The following is a 21665-nucleotide window of genomic DNA, read 5'->3' on the forward strand; positions in this document are numbered from 1 at the left end:
CGGCGTCCACCTAGGATGCCCGCGTGCATCGCCTCCGCCTGCTCGCCATCGCCCTGCTCGTCGCCGCGCCGGCGCTCGCCGCGGCGGCCGCCGCGCAGACGCCGACCACGCCGCTCTCCGCCGACACCGTCTCCGAGAACGGCTGGATCGCGCTGCGGATCACGGGGCCGGCGGGCGCCCAGGCGGCGATCGGCGAGCGCGTGGACGGCGCCATCGTCCCACTGACGTCGGTGGCGCTGGCCGGCGGGCGCGCGGAGGTGCCGCGGCTCGCCGCCTGGCAGTGCGACCGCACGCTGCGCCGCTTCGTCGTGACCACGCCGAACCCTGACGGGACGCTCGCGTCGGCCGACGCCGCGGTGCGCACCCCGTCGTGCTCGCGGCGGATGCGCCTGACGGTGGCGTCGAGCCGGGTTCGCACCGGCGGCACGATCACCGTCCGCGTCGAGGACGCCTGGCACGCGGGCGGCGCGTCGGCGCGCGTCTGCGCGCGGCCACCGCGCGGCGCCGGCGCGCGGTGCCGGGTGCTGCGCCCGTCCGCGGCGCAGCCGGCCACCGCGAGCTGGCGGGCGAGCTCGGCCGGCCTCTGGCGGATCCGCCTGACGACCGCGGACGGCCAGCGCTCCGACCGGACCGTGCGGGTCAGCCCGCCGGGCCGCGTGCGGCTGCTCGCGACGGGCGACTCGATGATCCAGATCATCGACTCCGATCTGTCGGCGCGGCTGGAGAACGCCGCCGTGCGCAGCGACGCGCGCATCTCGACCGGGATCTCCAAGCCGTTCATGCTCGACTGGGTCAAGCTCGCCCGGCGCCAGGCGGCGTCGTCGCGCCCGGACGTCACCGTCGTCTTCCTCGGCGCCAACGACGGCTTTCCGATCGGCGACGTGGCGTGCTGCGGCAAGCCCTGGATCGACGCCTACGCGGGCCGGGTCCGGGCGATGATGCGGTCCTACCTGCGCGACGGCGAGGGGCGCGTGTACTGGCTGCTGCTGCCGCCGCCCGGCAAGGAGTCCTTCGCCCGGGTGTTCCGCTCGGTCAACGGCGCGATCCGCCTGGCGGCGCGCGGCCAGGGACCACGCGTGCGCCTGATCGACGTCGGCAAGGTCGTTGCCCCCGGCGGCCATTTCCGCCGGACGATCACCTACAAGGGCCGCACGGTGGTCGTCCGCCAGGACGACCAGGTGCACCTGTCGACGGCCGGCGCGGCCATCGCCACCGACCTCATCGTCGCGGCGCTGCGGCGGGACGGGCTGACCAGGTGAGCTCGACGTGCACGTCGCGCACCCGGCGCAGCAGGCGCGCCATGCCGCTCGCACCGCCGGCGCCGAGATGGATGCCGTCGCCGGCGAACCACGACGAGTGGCCCGCGCTGTAGGCGACCCAGTCGACGACGCGCACGCGGCTCGGCCAGCGGCGGCCGGCGGCGCGCACGGCGGCCGCATCGGCGCCTGAGCCGCCGCCCGTCTCGCGCGGCGTGACGAGCCCGAGGACGCGGTCGGGCCCGACGATGGTCAGCGCGCGGCGGATGTCGGACGTCGTCACGGACGCGTTCGTCCCGAGCGCGAGCACGACGAAGCCGGGCAGCGAGTTGCGGCGCTGGCGCAGGATCGCCAGCCCCTGATCGATCCGGCGGCAGCCCTTCGCGTCGACCTCGTAGCCGGCCCGCGCCACCTGCGGCACGGCGCCGAGCAGGACGGAGTCGCCGATGATCAGCGGAGCCCGGCCGCCGTGGCCGGCGTGGACCGCACGGGCGTGGCGGGAGGCGTCGCAGGCCATGGCGGGCGAGGCCGCCAGCGCGGCGGCGGCCGCGGCAAGCACCGCGGCGATGAGGGTCGCGATCGATCGTGGCATGTGGTGGAAGTAGTGTCTCCGCGCTCCGTGGTCTTCCCGACGGTCCAGTTCGCGATCTTCTTCGTGGTCGTCCTCGCCCTCTCCTGGGCGCTGATGCCCAAGCCGGGGCTGTGGAAGCCGTTCATCCTGGCGGCCAGTGCCGTGTTCTACGGAGCGGCGAGCTGGCGCTGGGTGGCGCTGCTCGCGGCGCTCGTGCTGGCCAATCAGCTCGCGGCGGTGCTCATCGCCCGCTCCGGCCGGCCGAAGGTCAGGTCGTCGATCGTAGCGGCGGCGGTCGCCGTGGACCTCGGGCTGCTGGGGCTGTTCAAGTACTACGACTTCTTCGCGGAGGACTTCAACCGCGTCCTCGGCACCGTCGGCCTCGACCTCCCGCTGCCGCTCCTGTCGCTCGCGCTGCCCGTCGGCATCAGCTTCTTCGTCTTCCAGGCGATCTCCTACGTCGTGGACGTCAAGCGCGGCCTCCTGCCGCCCGCTCGGACGGTCGACCTGGCGATCTACCTCAGCTTCTTCCCCCACCTCGTCGCGGGGCCGATCGTGCGCGCCCGCGAGTTCCTGCCGCAGCTCGCCGCCCCGCGCGATCCGCGCAACGTGGCGGTCGGAGCCGGCGTCGTGCTCATCGCGGTCGGGCTCGTCAAGAAGGTCGTGCTCGCCGACTTCCTCGCGCGCGAGATCGTCGACCCCGTGTTCGCCGTGCCGCAGCTCTACCACACGCCCGACGTGCTGCTGGCCGCGTACGCGTACGCCGCGCAGATCTACTGCGACTTCTCCGGCTACACCGACATCGCCATCGGCCTGGCGCTGCTGATGGGCTTCATCTTCCCGCAGAACTTCGACTCGCCGTACCGGTCGGCGAGCTTCCGCGAGTTCTGGCGGCGCTGGCACATCACGCTCTCGCGCTACCTGCGCGACTTCCTCTACATCCCGCTGGGCGGCAACCGCGGGGGCCGCTGGTCGACCGCTCGCAACCTGATGATCACGATGGTCCTCGGCGGCCTGTGGCACGGGGCGGCGTGGACGTTCGTGCTGTGGGGCGCGCTGCACGGCACCGCGCTCGTCACCGAGCACCTGATCGGCGCCGATCGGGTCGACCGCGTCCCGGCGTGGCTGCGCTGGATCGTCGTGTTCAACCTCGTCGTGTTCGGCTGGATCCTGTTCCGCAGCCCGGACCTCGAGATCGTCGGCTCGTTCCTGCGCGCGCTGGTCAGCCCGGGCGCCGCCACGCTGGTCACGCCGGCCATCGTGGGGGCGGTCGTGCTCGTCATCGGGATGCAGCTCCTGCCGCCCCGCCCGCTCCAGGCGCTGCGCCTGCGCGTCGAGGGCTGGCGGCCCACCGCGCTGGGCGTCGGCCTGGCGGCGGTGATCCTCCTGGTCGCGGCTACCGTGCCCACCCAGGGCGTCCCGCCGTTCATCTACTTCCAGTTCTGAGCGACCACCGCAGCCCTTCCCAGCGTGTCCTCGACCCCACCCACCCCGACTTCCGACGACCCGCGCGGGCCGCGCGCCCGCGACGCCGAGGCGGCGCAGGCGGCGCTGGCCCATGGCGAGGTGCCCGACACCCAGCGGCCCTTCGCGACCGACGCGGCGGCGCCGATGGACGTGCGCGCGCGCCGCTTCCGCGCGCGCGACGGGATCCTCACCGTCGTGATCGCGGCGATCATCGTGCTCGTGGCGACCGGGCCGTCGATCCGCCGGACCGGCAACCGCATGGATCCGGGCTTCGAACGCGACATGGTGCTCGCGGTCGGCAAGCCCGCCGGGGCGGTGGCCGACTGGCTGCCGTTCCACGACTGGGCGAACACGCTGACGGGCTGGCTCGCCCCCGATTCGGAGGTGGGCGGCGCGGGCGCGTTCGGCACGACGGCGGTGGCGGGGACCGGGGCGCGCGGCGTCGCCCCGGTGGGGCCGGAGGCGTTCGACCCGCGCGCGCTCGGCGCCGCCCCCGCGCCGCGCCGGCCGCTGCGCACGCTGCTCGTCACCGGCGACTCCATGACGATGCCGCTCGATGCCGAGCTCGCCCGGCGCCTGGCGTCGCGCGGGGTCGACACGACCCGCGACCCGCACATCGGCACCGGCATCTCGAAGTCCGACCTGCTCGACTGGGGCGCCCTCTCGAGCAAGCAGGCGCGCCAGGACCGCGCCGACGCGGTCGTCGTCTTCATCGGCGCCAACGAGGGCTTCCCCCTCCCGTCCTCCCGGCCGGGAGGCAAGGCGGTGGAGTGCTGCGGGCCGGCGTGGGCGGCGGCCTACGCGACGCGGGTGCGGACGATGATGGACACGTACCGCCGCAACGGCGCCTCACGGGTGTACTGGCTCCAGCTGCCGCTGCCCCGCGACGGCGACCGGCGGGAGATCGCCCGGACGGTCAACGCGGCGATCGCCGTGGCCGCGCAGCCCTATCGCTCGCAGGTGCGCGTGCTCGACCTGGCGGCGGTGTTCACGCCGGGAGGGCGCTACCGGGTGAGCATGCCGGTCGACGGGCGCGACACGATCGTTCGCAAGCCCGACGGCGTGCATCTCAGCGATGCGGGCGCCCAACTGGCGGCGGATCTCGTCCAGCGGGACCTGGAGCGCGACTTCCGTTGACGCCGGGCCCCGGCGGGGCTCGTCCCCGGCGGGCTCAGGTGTACTGCGTGTACGTGTAGGTCACCCGCGCGGCCCCGCGAGCGCACGTGACCTTGGCGTCGAACTGCGTCTTGATCGACGAGAGGCGCTGCTCGCGGCAGCGGAAGCGCTTGACCTTGTGGGTGCACGTGCCGTTCTTCCTGCCCCCGTTGGCGACGCGGCAGCGGTGGTAGGCCTTCACGACCGCCTTGCCGGTGGCGCAGGAGACCTTCCTGACGGACAGCTGGGGCACGTACGTCGGGCCCCATGCGTCGTCGGTGGGCACCTTGCAGCTGGCGGCCGCCGTGGCGACAGGGTCTGCGGCGGGCGCGTCGCGGGCCGACCCCACGGCGGGCACGGCGGCGGTGGCGAGGACGGCGGCGGCAAGGACGGCGGCGCGGAACACGGCTGGACCTCGGGACGGTGATGAAGGCAAGGCGGGCAGGATAGGCGCTCACACGCAGCTCTGCGCGGCCTGCGCGTACAGCTGGGCCCGGGCCTGGTAGCCGGCGCCGGTGGCGTGGACCTTGTCGGACACGAGCCACTCCGGGTGGTCGGCGACCGCCGCCGCCCACGGCACCACGACGACGCGCCCGGGCATCTCGGCGGCGAGGCGCTCGAGCGTCGCGTTGGCCTTCGCGTAGGAGACGCGGCCCTGGGCGGGGCGGGCGATCGTCGCCCACACCGCACAGCCCTCCGCGGCGGTCTCGCGCACCGCCGCCTCGAGCGCGGCGGTGTTCGCCGGGCCGTCGTTCGTGAACAGGCTGAACGCGTTGACGACCGCGTTGCCCTTCTCCAGCCGCCAGCGCGCCATGCCCTCCGCCAGCGTGCGGTTCTTGCGGGCGTCGGTGGCGACGCTCCAGCCGGGCAGCTGCGCGGGCAGCAGGCCCTGCATGCCGACGGCGAGCGAGTCGCCGACCATGAGCAGGCTCGACGCGGTCCCGCCCGAGCCGCTCGGCGTGACCGGCGACGGCGACGGCGACCCGCCGGCGGGCGGTGCCGGCAGCGTGGCGGGCGGCGGGGGCTCGGGCAGCCCCTCGGTGCCCTCGCGGTTGGACGGCGCGGCGGCGCCGCCGGTCCGTCCGCCGCTGCGACTCGCGCGCTTGCGCGCCTTCCTGCCCTTCGCCGGGCGCTTGCGTGCGGCCGCCGGCGGCTGCAGCTTGACGAGCGTGAGCGCGGACTGGCCGGCGAGCTCGGCGACGATGCGGACGTACGGGTGGTCGGACGTCGTCTCGGCCCGGAGCTTGACGCGCCAGCGCCCCTCGCCGTCGGTCTGGGCGCTCAGCAGGCACGACGGCCGCGTGCAGCCGGTCGTCACCCGGACGAGCGAGCCGGGCTGCGAGTGCCCGGCGACCGTGACGTCGGCGACCCAGACGCCGCCGGACACGCGCGCGCGGACGGTCTCGCCGTCGGGCTCCTCGACGCTCAACGCGACGGGCGCGATCTCCGCGACCGTGGTGGTCGCGGCGGTGGTCCTCCCTGGAGCGCTGCCGCACCCGCCCGCGACGGTGGCGAGGACGAGCATGGCGGCGAGCACAGCACGGCCGGCCATTGGTCGGTCATGGTAGGAGGCGCGCGAGACGATCCGGGATCGCACGCGCCCGACCTACCCGCGCAGCGACCCTTCTCCGCACCGGCCGCCGTCAGCGGCCGCGCGCCTCAGACTCGCCCACCCGCCGCCGTGCGCGCGCCTCAGACTCGGGCACCCACCGCCCTGCGCGCGCCTCAGACCCGCGCACCCACCGCTGTGCGGATCGCCTCGGCGAAGCCGTCGACCTCATCGGGCGTGGTGTCCCAGGCGCACATCCAGCGCACTTCGCCGGTCGCCGGGTCCCACACGTAGAACGGCCACTGCTCCTGGACCTCGCGCGTGGCCGCCTCCGGCAGGATCGCGAAGACCGCATTGGCCTGGACCGCCTGGGTCACGGTCACGCCATCGATGCCGGCGACCGCGCCCGCCAGCCGCGCCGCCATCGCGTTGGCATGCCCGGCGAGCTCACGCCACAGCTCGCCCTCCAGCAGCGCCGCGAGCTGCGCGGCCAGGAACCGCCCCTTCGAGGCCAGCTGGAGCGACTGCTTGCGCAGGTACGGCAGCGCGTCGGCGAGCTCGGGGCGCAGGACGACGACCGCCTCGGCCCCCAGCGCGCCGACCTTCGTCGCGCCGAACGAGACGAGGTCGACGCCGGCGTCCGTGGTGATCGCGGCCAGCGAGCAGTCCAGCGCGGCGGCCGCATGGCAGATCCGCGCGCCGTCGACGTGCAGGAGCAGGCCGCGCTCGTGAGCGGCGGCGGCGAGCGCGGCGATCTCCGCCGGGTCGTAGCGCGTGCCGAGCTCGGTGGTCTGCGAGATCGACACCAGCCCCGGCTGGGCCTGATGCTCGTCGCCCATCCGCACGCAGAGCCGCTCGACGTCGGCCGGGGTGAGCTTGCCGTCAGCCGCCGGCGCGGTGAGGAGCTTGACCCCCGCGATGCGCTCGGGGGCGCCGCCCTCGTCCACGTTGATGTGCGCCGTGTCCGTGCAGATGACCGCAGCCGCTGAACGGCACGCCGCGCGGATCGACAGCACGTTGGCCCCGGTGCCGTTGAACACCGCGAACGACCGGGCGTCCGCCCCGAAGGCGTCACGCAGCAGCGCCTCGGCCCGCGCGGTCCACGGGTCGGCCCCGTAGGCCCGGGCGTGGTCCTGGTTGGCGGCGCCGATCGCCTCGAGCACCGCCGGGTGCACGGCCGCGTAGTTGTCGCTGGCGAAGCTCTTCACGCGTCCGTCCGCCCCGCGACCATCATGCGGCCGCGAGCTTCTGCTGCAGCGACGTGTAGAACAGCGACAGCGGGAACTCGTCGGGCAGCACCTCGTCGACGTACGGCCGCGGATCGGCGACCTCGCCGAAGTCGCGCGCGCCGGCCGCCCAGCGCGATCCGGCCGCCGCGGGGACGAACTCGGAGACCAGGTCGTGCGCCGCCTCCCAGTGCTGGAGCTTCGTGCGGGCGATCCCGGCACGGTACAGCCGCTCGACGCGCTCGCGCAGCTCGAGCACGCCGTCGGCGACGTGCTCCCACTCGATCGTCAGCCGGTTGTCGGTCCAGTGCAGGCGCCGCGTCGCGTGCAGGAAGCCGAACAGCAGCTGTCCCCCCAGACCGTCGTAGTTGCGCACGCGCGGCCCGGTGATCGGGAACCGGAACAGGCGGTCGAACAGGATCGCGTACTGGACGTGGCGCGCGAACGCGAAGCCCTCGCGCTCCAAGCTGACCGCCTCGGAGAACGCCGTGAGGTCGCAGCGCAGCTCCTCCAGCGAGTACATCCAGTACGGCATCCGCTGGCGGATCATGAACGGGTCGAAGGGCAGGTCGCCGTGGCTGTGCGCGCGGTCGTGGATGAGGTCCCACAGCTCGTAGGCGTCGCGCGAGAGCTGCTCGCTCTCCAGCAGCGCGGCCGCGTCGGGCGGCAGGTTCAGCCGCAGCAGCCCCGCCGCGCGCGCCGACGCGGCGCGGAACCGCGCCGCCTCGCGATCGCAGAAGATGGCGCCGAAGTTGTTGACCGGCGCGCCGGCGACGCTCACCGTCTCCGGGAACAGCACCGCGCACTCGCTGTCGTAGCCGACGGTGTGGTCGACGAGCGTCACGGGCACGAACTTCGGGTTGTCGTAGCGCGTGCGCTCGAGCTGGGCAAGCCACTCGGGCCACGGCACACCGACGATCAGCGCCTCGAAGACCGAGTCGCGCGACCCGTTCTGCTTGTACATCGGAAACAGCACGAGGTGCTGGATGCCGTCGGCGCGCTGCTGCTCGGGGCGGAAGCGCTGCAGCGCCCGCGTGAAGTCCGGGACTCCGAAGCCGTCCGCGACCCAGGCGTCGAGGTCGTCGACGACCGCGTCGAGATACGCCGCCTGGTGCGCGAACAGGGCTGCGAGCCCGCGAACCGCGGCCGCGATCCGCTCGACCTGCGCGGCCAGCGCTGCCGCGTCGTGGACCTCGAGATCCACGCTGCCGTCGCCGCGCTGGCGCAGCCGCAGGTCGTCGACCTCGTGCTTGAGCGCGAGCCAGTGGACGTTCTCGCGCGCGGGCGCCGGCGCGGCGGCCGCCGGCCGCCGGAACGCGGAGCCCGCGGCCCACTGCACCAGGTTGCACCAGAGCGCCTCGTGATCGAGCTCGCCGAGACAGTCGTCGCCGAAGAGGTCGGAGTCCGACAGCACGACGACTCGCCCGGCGCCGTGCTCGGTGACGGCGACCAGCGGCGCGCACGGCGTCGAGGCGGCTGCAGACGTGCGCGCGAGCACCTTGGCGCCGTTGCTGAGGCTGAGCGTCGACGCACGGTAGAAGCAGGCCTCGTGCACGCGCGCGAGCAGGTCCACGCCCTCGGACGGATGCACGAGGTCGGCGAGGATCCAGTGCGGCGCCTGACGGTGGTGCGCGTAGTCGGAGACCGTGTCGTTGCCGATGCGGACGCCGAAGCGGTCGACCAGGTCGTTGAGGTTGTTGCCGTACTTGTCCTGCTCGGTCTCGCCGAGGACGATCAGCCCGCCGCCGCCGTCCACGAACGCCTCGATCGCGTCGAGCTCCCCGGGCGCGAGCTGCGGGGAGCCGGCCGGCAGGGTCCGCTCCCACCGCGGCTCGGACGGATGGGCGATCACCAGCACATCGGCCGCGCCCAGCACGCCGGAGTCGAGCGCCCCGTCCTCGTGCACGCGCACCTCCAGGTCCCGCCGCCCGAGCGCCTCCGCGGCGCGCGCGTATGACGAGTCCTCCGGATGTGCCGGCTGCATGGCGCGCGCCAGGTCGGGACGGACGGTCCAGGCCTCGCTGTGCGCCTCATCGAACAGAACGCGGGCGATGGGCGGGCGGATGGGCATGCCCACAAGGTAGCCAGCGATTTGTGACATCTCTACCGCACTTTGCCTCGAATCTGTGCAATATATGTGCAAATGGACGACATAGATCGCAATATCATTGCGCTGCTCGTGGAAGATGCCCGACGTTCCTATGGCGACATCGGCAGCCACGTCTCGCTCAGCGCCCCCTCCGTCAAACGCCGCGTCGACGCGCTGCGTCGATCGGGCGCGATCGAGGGCTTCACGGCGGTGCTCGACCACAGCGCGATGGGAGACGCGACGGAGGCCCTCGTGGAGCTGTTCTACGCACCGGGCACGCTCCTGGACGAGGTGGCCGAGCGCCTGGCCAGCCACCCTCAGGTGGTGGAGGCCTGGAGTGTCACAGGCGACGCGGACGCCGTCGCGCGCGTGCGCACGCACGGCAATCTCGAGCTCGAGCGGCTCATCATGGAGCTCCAGCGCGACGGCAGCGTCGTGCGCACCCGGACGGTCGTCGTGCTCTCCCGGTTGGTGTCGCGCCGCAACTGAGCGTGCGGCGCCGTCAGCCCGCCGGTGCGCGCGATCCGGCGTAGTCGACGAACGCGTCGAGCGCCGTCGGGTCGGCCAGGGCGTCGCGGCTGGCCACCTGCTCGCGCGGCGCACCCTGCAGGATGCGCTTGACGGGCACCTCGAGCTTCTTGCCGGTCAGCGTGCGCGGCACCGCGCTGACGGCGATGACGGAGTCGGGGACGTGCCGGGGCGACAGGGCGGCGCGGACGGACCGGGCGATCCCCCGCCGGAGGTCGTCGTCGAGCTCGCGGCCGTCGCGCAGGACGACGAAGAGCAGCAGCTCGCCGGCTCCGCCGCCCGGGTCCTCCAGGTGGACGATGAGGCTGTCGAGGATCTCGTCGATCTCCTCGATGACCGCGTAGATCTCGCCCGTGCCGAGTCGCACCCCGCCGCGGTTGAGCGTCGCGTCCGAGCGGCCGCTGATGACGCAGCTGCCGCGCTCGGTGAACGTGATCCAGTCGCCGTGGCGCCAGATGCCGGGGTAGTGCTCGAAGTACGCGGCGCTCAGGCGGCTGCCGTCCGGGTCGTTCCAGAAGGCGACCGGCATCGACGGCATCGGCTGGGTGATCACGAGCTCGCCCACCTCGCCGACGATCTCGCGGGCCTCCTCGTCGAACGCATAGGCGGCCACCCCGAGCATCCGGCCGGAGATCTCCCCCGCCCAGACCGGGAGCAGCTCGCTGTTGCCGACGATGCCGCTGCAGATGTCGGTGCCGCCCGACCCCACGTTGAGGAAGACGTGCGAGCCGAGCTGCTCGTAGACCCACGCGAAACCCTCGGGCGGCATCGGGGAGCCCGCGGCGGCGACCTGCTCGATCGCGCGCAGGTCGTACTCCCGGCCCGGCTCGATGCCCGCCTTCCGGCAGCCGGTCACGAACGCGGGGCTGACGCCCATGTGCGTGGCCCCCGTCTCCTCGGCCAGGCGCCACTGCCACCCCAGGTCGGGATGGCCGGGGTTGCCGTCGATCGTGACGATCGCGCCGCCGGTCAGCAGGCCGGAGACCAGCGCGTTCCACATCATCCAGCCGGTGGTCGAGAACCACATCAGCCGGGACCCCGGCCGCAGGTCCCAGTTCAGGCCCATCGTCTTGTAGTGCTCGACCAGGATCCCGCCGTGGCCGTGCACGATCGCCTTCGGCAGCCCGGTGGTGCCCGAGGAGAACAGGACGAAGACCGGATGATCGGGCGGCAGCTGCTCGAACTCGAGCGGGCCGGGGTTGGCGACGAGGTCCTCCCAGGCCACGGCGTCGGCCAGCCGCTCGCCGGCGTAGGCGATGTCGACCACGTGCTCGAGGCCGGGCCCGAGGCCGGCGCGGATCTCCGCGACCTCGTCACGGCGGACGATCAGCCGGTCGCCGTACATGTAGGCGCCGACGGCGAGCAGGACCTTCGGCTCGAGCTGGCCGAAGCGGTCGACCGCGCTGCGGACGCCGAACTCGGGCGAGCAGGACGCCCACACCGCGCCCAGGCTCGCGCACGCGAGCATCGCGACGACCGTCTCCGGGATGTTCGGCAGATAGGCGACGACCCGATCTCCGCGGCCGACGCCCAGGCGCTGGAGACCGGCGCGAGCGCGAGCGACCTGGTCCAGCAGGTCGCCCCACGTCAGATCGACCGCGTCGCGCGACTGCGAACGCCCGAAGATCGCCGGGTCGCCGCTGGGGCGGCCGCGGTCGAGCAGGTTCTCGGCGTAGTTCAGGCGCGCGCCCGGGAACCACTGCGCTCCCGGCATCGTCCGCCGGCCGAGCACCCGCTCGGGCTGGACGCTCGCGCGGACGTCGAAGAACTCCCAGATCGAGCTCCAGAACGCGTCCAGGTCGGTGATCGACCACGTCCACAGAGCCTCGTGGTCCGCGAACGTCAGGCCGCGCTCACTCTCGAGCCAGGCGAGGTAGCGACCGACCTGTGTGTGCTCGCGGATGTCGCCCGGAGGCGTCCAGAGCAGATCTCCCTCTCCCACGGGCATACGCCGGGCGACAGTATCAGGCTTCCTGAGGACCCGCTACGTTCCCGTCATGCCGATCGATCTCCAGCGCGTCCGTGCCATCGACGTCCACACGCACGTCCACCGCAACGCGGCCGGCGAGCCGCTTCCCAGCGACGGGCCGGAGGGGGCGGTCGCCAAGGTCTTCGGCAACGACGCGCTGCTCTCGGTCGCCGAGCTCGCGGAGTTCTACCGCGAGCGGGAGATGGCGTGCGTCGCGTTCTTCGTCGACCTGATCGGCTTCGAGAGCCCGCTGTCCAACGACGACGTCTTCACCGAGGCGGCCAAGCACGACGACGTGATCATCCCCTTCGCGAGCATCGACCCGCGCCGGGGTGCGGACGGCGTCGCGGAGGCCCGCCGGCTGATCGAGACGTATCCCGTGCGCGGCTTCAAGTTCCACCCCAGCCTCCAGGCCTTCTGGCCCAACGACGAGGCGTTCTATCCGCTCTACGAGGTGCTGCAGGAGGCGCGCGTCCCCGCCCTGTTCCACACCGGCCAGACCGCGGTGGGCAGCGGTCAGCCGGGCGGCGGGGGCATCCGGCTGAAGTACTCCAACCCGATGGCGCTCGACGACGTCGCCGCGGACTTCCCCGACATGCCGATCGTCATGGCCCACCCGTCGGTGCCGTGGCAGGACGAGGCGCTGTCGGTGGCCGTCCACAAGCCACAGGTGTACATCGACCTGTCGGGCTGGTCGCCGAAGTACTTCCCGGAGAACCTCGTGCGCTACTCGAACACGCTGCTCAAGCACAAGGTCCTCTTCGGCACCGACTACCCCGCGCTCACGCCCGAGCGCTGGATGCGCGACTTCGAGACGCTGCCGATCAAGGACGAGGTCAAGCCGCTGATCCTCAAGGACAACGCCGCCCGGCTGTTCGGGCTGGGCTGAGCGCCGCCCGGCGCGAGCGCCTACTCGCGCCGGTCCATCACCCGCTTGGCCTTGAACTCCGTCTTGGGCAGCGTCCCGTAGGGCTGCAGCCGGATGGTCGGCCGCAGCTCGAGCCGGGCGCGGAAGGCGCCTTCGAGCCGCAGCGTGAGCTCCTCGTGCCGGTCGTCGGCCACGTGCGGCAGCGGCTCGGCGACGAGGATGAGCTCGTCCAGCTCGGCACGGCGCTCGAGGACTATCTGGAACTCCTCGCCCAGCTCCGCGAAGCCGCGGACGACGTCCTCGACCGCGCTCGGGAACAGCGTGACCCCGCGGACGTTGAGCATGTCGTCCGCGCGGCCGGTGAAGCCGCCCTCGCAGACGACGTGCGTGCGCCCGCACGCGCAGCCGGCGTGGTCCAGGGCCGTGTAGTCGCCGACGAGGAAGCGCACCTGCGGCGACGCTTCGCTGATCAGGTTCGTCACGACCGCGACGCCCGGGGACCCCGGCGCCACCGGCTTCAGGGTCTTGGGGTCGAGCGTCTCCAGGACGTGCGTGTCCTCGAGGAAGTGCACCGAGCCGGCCGTGCACGTGTAGCCGCCGCACGACGGTGCCGCCTCGGTGCATCCGTAGAACTGGTGGACCTCGGCGTCCCACAGGTCGCGGATGCGCCGCGCCGAGCTCTCGGGCAGCGGCTCCCCCATCGCGATGACGACGCGGACGGGACTCGCGGCCGGGTCGAGGCCCATGTCGCGCATCACCGACGCGAGGTGCAGCGCGTACGACGGCGTGCACCCGATCACGGTGGGTCCGTAGCGGTCGATCGACGCGGCGCGCGTGCGCGTGTCGAGGCCTCCGGCCGGCACGATCGGCACGCCGATGTGGATCAGGGCATGGTGCAGCCCCCACATCGCCACGTGCGGCCCGTATCCGAACAGCATCATGCCCACGTCGCGGCCGCCCCGGATGCCCATCGCGTGCACCGCGCGGGCATCGGCCCACGTCCACATCTCGCGATCGAACTGCGTATAACGGAACGGCCGGGGCTGCGAGGTCGTGCCGGACGTGGCGAAGACCTGCCAGCCGTCCGTCAGCCAGCGCTCGTCGTCGATGGCCGTGTACGTCCCCCACGGCGCCGCGGCCGCGAGCGAGCGGCTCATGTCGTCCTTCGTGACGACCGGCAGATCGGCAAGCTGCTCGCGCCCGGTGACGTCGCCCGGCTCGATGCCGCACGCCGCGCACAGCGAGGCGTACAGCGGCGAGTGCTCGTACAGGTACTGCACCGCCGGCACGAGCTTCTCGGACTGGATGGCATGCAGCTCGTCGCGCGAGCACGCCTCGAGCTCGGGCGCCCAGAGCCGCTCGTCCGCGGGCTCGTCCGGATGCAGCTTCCACCGGCGCACCGCCGCCAGCCACGCGTCGCGAGACGCCGTCGACATCGCTCTCCTCCCGCTTCGATCGTGCCGCCGAAGGCGTGGCGCCCCCCGCTGTGCCGGAGCGTCGCGCACGCACCTTCGCCTGTAAAGCGCATGTTGCCGGCGAAGAGCATTCGATTCTCGCGTGAAGACGCTGCTCGACCTCCGCCACGTCGAGTGCTTCGTCGCCGCCGCGGACACCGGCACGATGACCGCCGCCGCGGGCCGGCTACGAGCTCGTGCGCTCGCTCGTCGGCCGCGGCCTCGGCCTCGGCTACGCCATGCTCATGAGCCGGCCCGTCGGCGACATGAGCTACGAGGGCCGCCCGCTCGTGGCCCGGGCGCTCGTGGCCCGGGCGCTCGCCGGCCGGCCCCGCCCGATCGACGTGGGGCTCGCGCGGTCGGCCGGGGTGCGCCCGACACAGCGGGCGCGCGCGTTCGGGGCGCACTGCTTCGCGGCGCACTGCTTCGCGGCGCTGGGTCCGCGCGCACTGAGCGCCGACGGGCTACGCCGGCGAGCGCTCGGTCTTCTGCCGGTACAGGTCCGCGTCCGCATCGCGCAGCGCGGCGTCGCGGTCGACGGTGTGCGTATCGATCAGGGCCACGCCGATCGACGCGGAGATCGGCGTCCTGACGCTGTCGACCCGGCGCGCCGCCCCCTCGATGGCCCGCACCAGATCGAGCTTGACGCGGGCCGCCACCTCGGCTCCTGCGTGCATGAGCATGACGGCGAACTCGTCGCCGCCCAGCCGCGCCGCCTCGTCGCTCGAGCGCAGGCGCGAGCGGATCGCGTCGGCCGCCGCCTGCAGGACGCGGTCGCCCGCGAGGTGCCCGAAGCGGTCGTTGACCTGCTTGAAGCCGTCGAGGTCGACGAGCAGGAGCACCGCGACCTCTCCGTAGCGCTGCGCCCGCCCGACCTGGCCCTCGAGGACGCGCTCGAACCGGCGGCGGTTGGCGAGGTTCGTGAGCGGGTCGTGGTCGGCGAGGTGCTGCAGGCGCTGCTGGAGCGCCATCTGCTCGGTGACGTCGCGGCTGGCGACCTGGATCTCGCGCAGGAGCCCCTCGTCCGTGCGCACCGCGACCGCGGTCGACTGCATCCACCGATACGTCCCGTCGCTCGCCCGCAAGCGGCAGCTGACCGTCGGCAGCACCTCGTCCTCGAACACGTCGCTGTGCGCGCGCCGCACGGCGTCCGCGTCGTCGGGATGGATGAACTCGTACGCCGAGCGCCCGACCAGGTCCGACGGCTGCCACCCGAGCAGCCGGTGGACCGACGGCGACGCGTAGCGGTAGATCGCGTCGGGCGACAAGCGCGAGACGAAGTCCGCCGTGTTCTCTGCGAGCTCGCGCAGGTCGGCCTCGCGGGCGCGCAGCATCTCCTCCGCGAGCCGGCGCTGCGTGACGTCGCGCCCCACGCAGACGACCTCCACGAGCTCGCCCGCCGCCGGCACGAGCGTCGCGCGCAGCGACCCCTCGACCCAGCGGTACTCGCCATCGCGGGCGCGCAGGCGCACGGTCACCTCGTGCTCGCCTCCCGACCGCAGCGCGGCCGGCAGGCCGACGATCCGCGCGGCGTCCTGCGGATGCACGAAGCGGTCGATGCGCTCCCCCACCAGGTCGGCGGCCGTCCAGCCGAGCACCCGCTCGATCGAGGACGAGACCCACGTGCACACGCCGTCCGGGCGCAGCACCGCGACGATCTCCGTGAGGCTCGCCGCGAGCTGGCGCCGGCGCCGCTCGCGCTCCTGTGCCGCCGAGGCGTCGCGGACCACCAGCACGCACCCCGCGCCGCCCGGCAGCGGCAGCACCTCGCCGGCATAGCGCTGCCCGGCCGCACCCGTCCACGCCACCGTGCGCCGCACCCCGTCGCCCACGACGGCCTCGAGCTGCTCGCGGATGTCCCGCGGGAACGGAGGCTCGAGGTCGGGGCCGGTCGCCTCGGCGATCGAAAGGCGGTGGTCGAGGACGACCACCGCCACGTCGCCGTCGGCGGGATGCGGGCCGGTGGGGGGATCGCCAGATACCACGCAGCGCTCGGTTGCCACACGACGTTACGCCGCCGTGCGGACGACGTCAGGTTACCTGGGACAGGGGCTGTTCAATCCAGCCCGCGCCGGCGTCTACTCCGCGCGCAGGGCCTTGGTCACGACCCGTGCGTAGACCACCTGGCCCGCCGGGTCCGGGTGCGCCTGGTCGTAGAGCAGCGCGGCGTCCCCGCTCGCCCCATACCAGTTCGCGACCCGGGCCTGCGGCCAGTGCTTGACCGCCTCGTCGAGCGTCGCGTTGACCTGCGCCTGCCAGCTGCGCGGGACGCGCACGTTGACGAGCACCACGCGCTTGACGCCCTTCAGCGCCGCCTTCAGGCGCTCGACGTCGGCGCTCCAGATCGGTCCGTTCTCGCCCATCTGCACGACGACGGTCTCGGGCAGCGTGCCCTCGCGCCGGTAGGCCTCGAGCCGGCCGAGGATGTCGGTGGCCTGGCGGCCCACCGCGGCGTCGATCCGCGCCTTCGGGCCGAAGCGCTCCTGCAGCGCCGGCTGCGCCGCGAGCATGACCGACGCGCCCACCGCCAGCAGGCCGCGCGGCAGCGCCCGCTTGCGCTTGGCGTGCTCGACCGGCGTCGTCGCGGTGCCCGGGCCGGCGGCCGGGCCCTCGGTCGCCGCCTTCGTCGCGAGCGGCCGGGAGGCCTCGCTGGACGCGACGTGCCCCACGGGCCGCCCGAACGCGAAGCCGACGAGGAAGATGACCGCCGCCGCCGTGCCGACCACGACCGCCAGGCGCTGGCGCGGGCGCCAGCGGCTCAGGACCGCGCCGATCCGCCGGCGCATGTCGCCCCGCCGGACCGGCATCTCGAGGTACGTGTACGACAGCGCCGCCAACCCGATCGTCAACGCGATCTGCCCCACGATGATCAGCGTGCGGTTGACGTGCAGGTCGACGCCGGGCCGGCTCAGCGCCATGACCGGCCAGTGCCAGAGGTAGATGCCGTAGCTGCGCTGCCCGATCCAGCGCATCGGCGCCACCCCGAACACGCGCCCGATGTGGGCCGCCGGGTGCACGAGTGCGGCGATCAGCAGGACGGTCGCGAGCTCCGCGACGAGGAAGCCGCCGCGGAACAGCCACTGGTCGTAGTCGTGCCACGTCACCATCGCCAGGATGAGGACGCCCACGCCGATCGCGCCCAGCACGTCCAGGACGACCGCCGCCCCCCGGCCGGGCGCGCCCGTGAAGCGCTGCGGCGGCCAGGCGAACGCGAGCAGCGCGCCCGCCAGCAGCGGCGCCGCCCGGGTGTCGGTCCCGTAGTAGACCCGCGACGCGTCGCCGTGGGGGTCGTAGATGGCGGCCATCAGCACCGCCGAGAGGACAAGGCCCGCGGCGGTGATCGCGACGATCTTCCCGCGGCTCAGCCGCGTCAGCATGAACGTCAGGATCAGCGGCCAGATCAGGTAGAACTGCTCCTCCACGGCCAGCGACCACAGGTGCTGGAACAGCGACGGCCGACCGAACGTCGCGAAGTACGACCGGTCCGCGAAGACCTGGTGCCAGTTGTTGACGTAGAAGAGCGACGACAGCGCGTCGGCGCGCGCGTCGGCGAGCTGACTGGGCAGGAACAGCGCGACGATGATCAGGCAGACGACGATGACGAGGACCGCCGCCGGCAGGAGACGCCGGGCGCGGCCGAGCCAGAAGCGCTTGCGGTCGATGCGGCCGGCGCGGGCGTACTCGGTGAGCAGCAGCGACGTGATCAGGTAGCCGCTGAGCACGAAGAACAGGTCGACGCCCAGGAACCCGCCCGGCATCCACGACACGCCGGCGTGATAGAGCAGCACGCCGCCGACCGCGAAAGCGCGCAGGCCATCGAGACCGGGCATGTATGGCAGGCGGGGGCCTGAGCTGCTCATCGAACTCCGTTTCGACCTTTCGATGGTCGCCTGAAGTCTCCCGCCGGTGCACGACGGCGCCCGCCGGGACCCCGCCGACGGTAGCGACGCGGCAGGTCGCGGCCTTCAGGCCGCGACGATCCGCGGCACCCGGGCCGCGGAGGACAGCGAGGCGCGGGCCTCCGCCTCGAGCGCCCGCGCGTCCGCCTCGCCCGCGTCGCCCGCGTCGCCCGCCTGGGCGGAGCCGATCGTCACCGCGACGGGGACACCGGAGCGCTGGGCGCGGATGCGCTCGCGCAGCCGCGCGCCGAACGTCCGCACGCCCTCACCGTCGGTCTCCGGCGCGAGGACGGCGAACTCGGCCGCAGCGATACGGAACGCCTCGTCGCTGGACCGGATGGACAGCAGAGTGTGCGTCACGCGCAGCAGCGCGTCGTCGCCGCCGTGCTCGCCATGGCGCTCGCACGTCTCCGCCAGTCCGTCCACGGCCACGATCACGAGCGACAGGGGCCGCCCGTAGCGCGCCGCGCGGTCGACCTCATGGCGCAGCCGGTATTCGAAGGAGAGGCGGTTGGGCAGTGCCGTGAGCGGGTCGGTACCAGCGGCCTGCAGCCCGCGCTCGAAGGCACGCGCGCGGGCGAGCTCGGCGCCGGCCACGCCGGCCAGCAGCACGAGCGTCTCGTACTCGGTCGCGTCGAAGGCGCCCGGCCAGTGCGCCACCGCCTCGAGCGTGCCCGCGGCCCGCCGCCCGTCCACCACGCCGACGGACACGCGGGAGCGCACGTCGCCCGGCGCGAGGAAGCCCGCGGCCGCGTCGACCGCCGGTGCGTGGAGGCGCAGGATCGCGGCCTCCGCGCCGGTCAGGACTCGCGCCCGGCGGCAGACGAGCTCGCAGGCCGCCGCCAGATCGAGCCCGGACGCGGCGATCTCCGTGTGCGCGCCGATGATCGACAGCAGCGCCGGCGGATCGGGCAGGCATGAGGCCATGCGCCGCCATCGGCGCAGGCGGGCGGCGGCTTCAGCGAGCCGCCCGCCGCCTCGAACGTCCGCCGACTCGGGGCCGGACTCTCCCGCCCCGCTCAGTCGCGCCGGAGCGCGTCCTTGACCTTGTCGGCGGCGTCGCCGACCTTGTCCTTCACGGAGCCGGAGGCCTGATCGACCTTGCCCTCCCGCTGCAGGTCCTTGTCGTCCGTCAGGTCGCCGGCGGCTTCCTTGATGTTGCCCTTCGCCCGATCCATCGAACCGTCGCCCATGGTGATGCTCCTCTCGGTGGGGTCCACAACCTTCCCCTTCGGCCTTCCCGCCGCCGGGAGGTCGCCAAACCCTCAGTCCGGCGGCGCCACGCAGCGGTTGCGCTGGACCCCGAGCCCCGTGATCGAGCCCTCCATGACGTCGCCCGGCCGCAGCCACCGGCCGCCGTGGTGCGCGGCGTTGCCCGCCGGCGAGCCGGTGAGCAGCAGGTCGCCGGGCCGCAGCTCGATCAGGCTGGAGGCATGCTCGACGAGCCGGTCGATGCCGAAGATCATGTCCGCGGTCGACTCGTCCTGCATGGTCTCGCCGTTGACCTTCAGCGTGATCCGCAGGTCGTACGGGTCGGCGACGAACTGGCGCGGCACGAGGTACGGGCCGGTCGGGAAGAACGTCGGGCGGACCTTCGTGGCCAGGAAGTCGGTCATCGGGAAGTTCGGCCGGTCCATGACGTCGCGGGTGCTGATGTCGTTGGAGATCGTGTAGCCGGCGACGTGGTCCATCGCGTGCTCGCGCGACACCCGCCACGCCGGGCGTCCGATGACGACGGCCAGCTCGAGCTCCCAGTCGTGCTCGACGCCGGGGCCGTGGAGGATCACGTCGTCGCGCGCGCCCGACAGCGCGCCGGGCAGGCCGGCGAACACGAACGGCAGGCCGCGCTCGGCCAGCCCCTCGACGAAGCTCGTGCTCTCGGCGACCAGATCATCGTCGGAGAGCGCCGAGCCGTGCCGCCGCTCCGCCGCGAAGCGCATCTGGACGAGGTGACGCCGGTAGTTCGCGCCCGCGCACAGAACCTGGCCGGCAGGCGAAACCGGGATCCGCACGTCGGCGTCCGCCATCGCCACGCCGCCGGACAGCGGCCCCGCCGCCAGCTCCGCGAGCCGTTCGAAGCTGCGCTCCCAGTTCTGCAGCAGCGACCACGTCGTGACGCCGTCGTCGCCGAGCAGGGAGCGCAGGTCGTGCGCGGTCTCCTCGACGACGAGGGCGGGAAACGGACGGGCCCCGCCGTCGGCGAGCGTCGCGAGCTGAAACGGCGGTCGGGCGGTGATGGCTGCCTCCTGATCGGGTCGCGCAAACGGCGCGATCGTAGAGGGCGCGCGACCCGAACGCGAATCTCCGCTCGTATCTGGGCGCCCGCGCCGCCGGCCTCACCGATCCGGCCTCGAGACCTTCCCGCCCAGCCTCCCCGGATACCGGGGCGTTACAGTCGCGACGTGGCCCGATCCGACGCGGTGCCGACGACCGATGCCGCCAGGACGGCGCAGCTGGCCCTGCTCGTCGACAGCGTCGTCGACTACGCGATCTTCCTGCTCGATCCGGCCGGCCACGTCGCCACCTGGAACGCCGGGGCGGAGCGGATCAAGCGGTACCGCGCCGACGAGATCATCGGCCGGCACTTCTCGGTCTTCTACACCGAGGACGACCGCGCCCGCCGCTACCCGCAGTACGAGCTCGAGGTCGCCACCCGCGAGGGGCGCTTCGAGGACGAGGGCTGGCGGGTGCGCGCCGACGGCACGCGGTTCTGGGCCAACGTCATCATCACCGCCCTGCGCGGCCCCGACGGGTCGCTCGAGGGCTTCGGCAAGGTGACGCGCGACCTCTCGGCGCGCCGGGAGGCGGAGGAGACGCTGCGCCGCGCCCAGGAGCAGCTGGCGCGGTCCAACGAGGAGCTCGACCGCTTCGCCGTGGTGGCGGCACACGACCTCACGGAGCCGATCGCCACCGTCGCGGGGTTCGCGCGGCTGCTGTCGGAGCGCCACGGCGCCTCGCTGCCGCCCGAGGGCCGGGAGTTCCTCGGCCACATGCTCGCGTCGGCCGACCGGATGCAGCGGCTCGTCGGCACGCTTCTGATGTATGCGCGTTCGGGCCGGTCGCCCCACGAGGCGACCGCCGTGGACGTCAGCCAGGCCGCCCGGCACGTCATCGCCGACCTCGCCACGCAGATCCGCGACCGCGGCGCCCAGGTCATCGTCAACCTCGACCCCGGCGTGTGCGTGTGCGCCAACCGCTCCGAGGTCGAGCTCGTCCTGCAGAACCTCATCAGCAACGCGGTGAAGTTCGCCGACGACGAAACGCCGGTCGTGGCGGTCAGCGCCGAGCGCGACCCGGATGCCGATGGCGGCTGGATCGTGAGCATCACCGACAACGGCCCGGGCATCGACCCGGCCGACCAGCGCCGCATCTTCGAGGCGTTCGAGCGCGCGCCGGTCGACGCTGCGCGGCGCGGGACGGGCCTCGGCCTGGCGATCTGCGAGCGCGTCGTGACCCGCCGGGGCGGCCGGATCGGCGTCGAGTCGGCGCCCGGCGAGGGCAGTCGGTTCTGGTTCGCGCTCCCCGAGCCGGATGGATCTCCCAGCTCGGTCTCAGAGATCGCCCGGTAGTCTGGACATATCAGCTCGAGCGCCCAGGTATCGCAGGACGCAGGCGCGGCCGGCCGGCGCCTGCC

At 73.4% G+C, this 21665-nt stretch carries 18 protein-coding genes; 6 read left to right on the plus strand and 12 right to left on the minus strand.

The annotated features are described in order from the left end of the window. Nucleotides 1-23: 23 nt before the first annotated feature. The gene (locus tag DSM104329_RS16530) at nt 24-1259 is read left to right on the plus strand and encodes a DUF459 domain-containing protein (RefSeq protein WP_259310949.1); all 1236 of its coding nucleotides are present in this window, start codon (nt 24-26) and stop codon (nt 1257-1259) included. Here DSM104329_RS16530 and DSM104329_RS16535 read toward each other — a convergent pair. After that, nucleotides 1219-1848: an SGNH/GDSL hydrolase family protein gene (locus DSM104329_RS16535; RefSeq protein WP_259310950.1), complete on the minus strand. Its 630-nt coding sequence runs from the start codon at nt 1846-1848 to the stop codon at nt 1219-1221. The two genes, DSM104329_RS16530 and DSM104329_RS16535, sit on opposite strands and share 41 nt — an antisense overlap. A 3-nt stretch (nt 1849-1851) precedes the next feature. Here DSM104329_RS16535 and DSM104329_RS16540 point away from each other — a divergent pair, with 3 nt between their 5' ends. Both DSM104329_RS16540 and DSM104329_RS16545 read left to right on the plus strand, forming a co-directional pair. After that, a complete protein-coding gene (locus tag DSM104329_RS16540; RefSeq protein WP_259310951.1) occupies nt 1852-3273 on the plus strand; it encodes an MBOAT family O-acyltransferase in 1422 nt (473 codons plus the stop codon). A 24-nt stretch (nt 3274-3297) separates the two neighbouring features. Further along, nucleotides 3298-4431 (plus strand): DUF459 domain-containing protein, encoded by a 1134-nt coding sequence (locus DSM104329_RS16545; protein WP_259310952.1) that lies wholly within the window; start codon nt 3298-3300, stop codon nt 4429-4431. A 34-nt stretch (nt 4432-4465) separates the two neighbouring features. Here DSM104329_RS16545 and DSM104329_RS16550 read toward each other — a convergent pair whose 3' ends face one another. From DSM104329_RS16550 to DSM104329_RS16565, 4 genes are all read right to left on the minus strand, one after another. Continuing rightward, nucleotides 4466-4855, minus strand: a complete 390-nt coding sequence (locus DSM104329_RS16550) for a hypothetical protein (protein WP_259310953.1) — start codon at nt 4853-4855, stop codon at nt 4466-4468. A gap of 48 nt (nt 4856-4903) precedes the next feature. Then, nucleotides 4904-6001 carry an SGNH/GDSL hydrolase family protein gene (locus tag DSM104329_RS16555; protein WP_259310954.1) on the minus strand — a complete coding sequence of 366 codons (1098 nt, stop codon included), beginning with the start codon at nt 5999-6001 and terminating at the stop codon, nt 4904-4906. 173 nt (nt 6002-6174) lie between these two features. Beyond that, on the minus strand, nt 6175-7206 hold the full coding sequence (locus DSM104329_RS16560) for a threonine aldolase family protein (RefSeq protein ID WP_259310955.1): 1032 nt from the start codon (nt 7204-7206) through the stop codon (nt 6175-6177). Between the two features lie 22 nt (nt 7207-7228). Continuing rightward, nucleotides 7229-9295, minus strand: a complete 2067-nt coding sequence (locus DSM104329_RS16565; RefSeq protein ID WP_259310956.1) for a GldG family protein — start codon at nt 9293-9295, stop codon at nt 7229-7231. 66 nt (nt 9296-9361) lie between these two features. On the opposite strand from DSM104329_RS16565, the gene DSM104329_RS16570 reads away from it, so the two are divergent. Next, on the plus strand, nt 9362-9802 hold the full coding sequence (locus tag DSM104329_RS16570) for an Lrp/AsnC family transcriptional regulator (protein ID WP_407655845.1): 441 nt from the start codon (nt 9362-9364) through the stop codon (nt 9800-9802). A gap of 13 nt (nt 9803-9815) precedes the next feature. Here the strand turns inward: DSM104329_RS16570 and DSM104329_RS16575 are convergent, their stop codons facing one another. Beyond that, entirely contained in the window at nt 9816-11789 is a 1974-nt protein-coding gene (locus DSM104329_RS16575; RefSeq protein WP_259310958.1) for an acetoacetate--CoA ligase, read from the minus strand. 49 nt (nt 11790-11838) lie between these two features. Here DSM104329_RS16575 and DSM104329_RS16580 point away from each other — a divergent pair, with 49 nt between their 5' ends. Then, the gene (locus DSM104329_RS16580) at nt 11839-12699 is read left to right on the plus strand and encodes an amidohydrolase family protein (protein ID WP_259310959.1); all 861 of its coding nucleotides are present in this window, start codon (nt 11839-11841) and stop codon (nt 12697-12699) included. A gap of 20 nt (nt 12700-12719) precedes the next feature. Here DSM104329_RS16580 and DSM104329_RS16585 read toward each other — a convergent pair whose 3' ends face one another. From DSM104329_RS16585 to DSM104329_RS16610, 6 genes are all read right to left on the minus strand, one after another. Further along, on the minus strand, nt 12720-14114 hold the full coding sequence (locus DSM104329_RS16585; protein WP_259310960.1) for a phenylacetate--CoA ligase family protein: 1395 nt from the start codon (nt 14112-14114) through the stop codon (nt 12720-12722). Between the two features lie 482 nt (nt 14115-14596). Further along, nucleotides 14597-16135: a GGDEF domain-containing protein gene (locus DSM104329_RS16590; RefSeq protein WP_259310961.1), complete on the minus strand. Its 1539-nt coding sequence runs from the start codon at nt 16133-16135 to the stop codon at nt 14597-14599. A gap of 75 nt (nt 16136-16210) precedes the next feature. Further along, on the minus strand, nt 16211-17962 hold the full coding sequence (locus DSM104329_RS16595) for an acyltransferase family protein (protein ID WP_259310962.1): 1752 nt from the start codon (nt 17960-17962) through the stop codon (nt 16211-16213). A gap of 135 nt (nt 17963-18097) precedes the next feature. Beyond that, a complete protein-coding gene (locus DSM104329_RS16600) occupies nt 18098-18958 on the minus strand; it encodes a GGDEF domain-containing protein (RefSeq protein WP_259310963.1) in 861 nt (286 codons plus the stop codon). 92 nt (nt 18959-19050) lie between these two features. Next, a complete protein-coding gene (locus DSM104329_RS16605; protein ID WP_259310964.1) occupies nt 19051-19251 on the minus strand; it encodes a CsbD family protein in 201 nt (66 codons plus the stop codon). Between the two features lie 45 nt (nt 19252-19296). Continuing rightward, a complete protein-coding gene (locus DSM104329_RS16610) occupies nt 19297-20058 on the minus strand; it encodes a fumarylacetoacetate hydrolase family protein (protein ID WP_259316226.1) in 762 nt (253 codons plus the stop codon). A 375-nt stretch (nt 20059-20433) separates the two neighbouring features. Between DSM104329_RS16610 and DSM104329_RS16615 the strand changes: the two genes are divergently transcribed. Continuing rightward, the gene (locus DSM104329_RS16615) at nt 20434-21600 is read left to right on the plus strand and encodes a sensor histidine kinase (protein ID WP_259310965.1); all 1167 of its coding nucleotides are present in this window, start codon (nt 20434-20436) and stop codon (nt 21598-21600) included. The last annotated feature ends 65 nt before the right edge of the window (nt 21601-21665 follow it).

This window comes from Capillimicrobium parvum (assembly GCF_021172045.1).
GTDB classification, from domain to species: domain Bacteria; phylum Actinomycetota; class Thermoleophilia; order Solirubrobacterales; family Solirubrobacteraceae; genus Capillimicrobium; species Capillimicrobium parvum.

Coding starts and splice junctions, on each gene's coding strand:
- DSM104329_RS16555 (WP_259310954.1), bottom strand. CDS start 6,001: ATGGCCGGCCGTGCTGTGCTCGCCGCCATGCTCGTCCTCGCCACCGTC.
- DSM104329_RS16535 (WP_259310950.1), bottom strand. CDS start 1,848: ATGCCACGATCGATCGCGACCCTCATCGCCGCGGTGCTTGCCGCGGCC.
- DSM104329_RS16595 (WP_259310962.1), bottom strand. CDS start 17,962: ATGCCCGGTCTCGATGGCCTGCGCGCTTTCGCGGTCGGCGGCGTGCTG.
- DSM104329_RS16575 (WP_259310958.1), bottom strand. CDS start 11,789: ATGCCCGTGGGAGAGGGAGATCTGCTCTGGACGCCTCCGGGCGACATC.
- DSM104329_RS16580 (WP_259310959.1), top strand. CDS start 11,839: ATGCCGATCGATCTCCAGCGCGTCCGTGCCATCGACGTCCACACGCAC.
- DSM104329_RS16610 (WP_259316226.1), bottom strand. CDS start 20,058: ATGGCGGACGCCGACGTGCGGATCCCGGTTTCGCCTGCCGGCCAGGTT.
- DSM104329_RS16565 (WP_259310956.1), bottom strand. CDS start 9,295: ATGCCCATCCGCCCGCCCATCGCCCGCGTTCTGTTCGATGAGGCGCAC.
- DSM104329_RS16585 (WP_259310960.1), bottom strand. CDS start 14,114: ATGTCGACGGCGTCTCGCGACGCGTGGCTGGCGGCGGTGCGCCGGTGG.
- DSM104329_RS16600 (WP_259310963.1), bottom strand. CDS start 18,958: ATGGCCTCATGCCTGCCCGATCCGCCGGCGCTGCTGTCGATCATCGGC.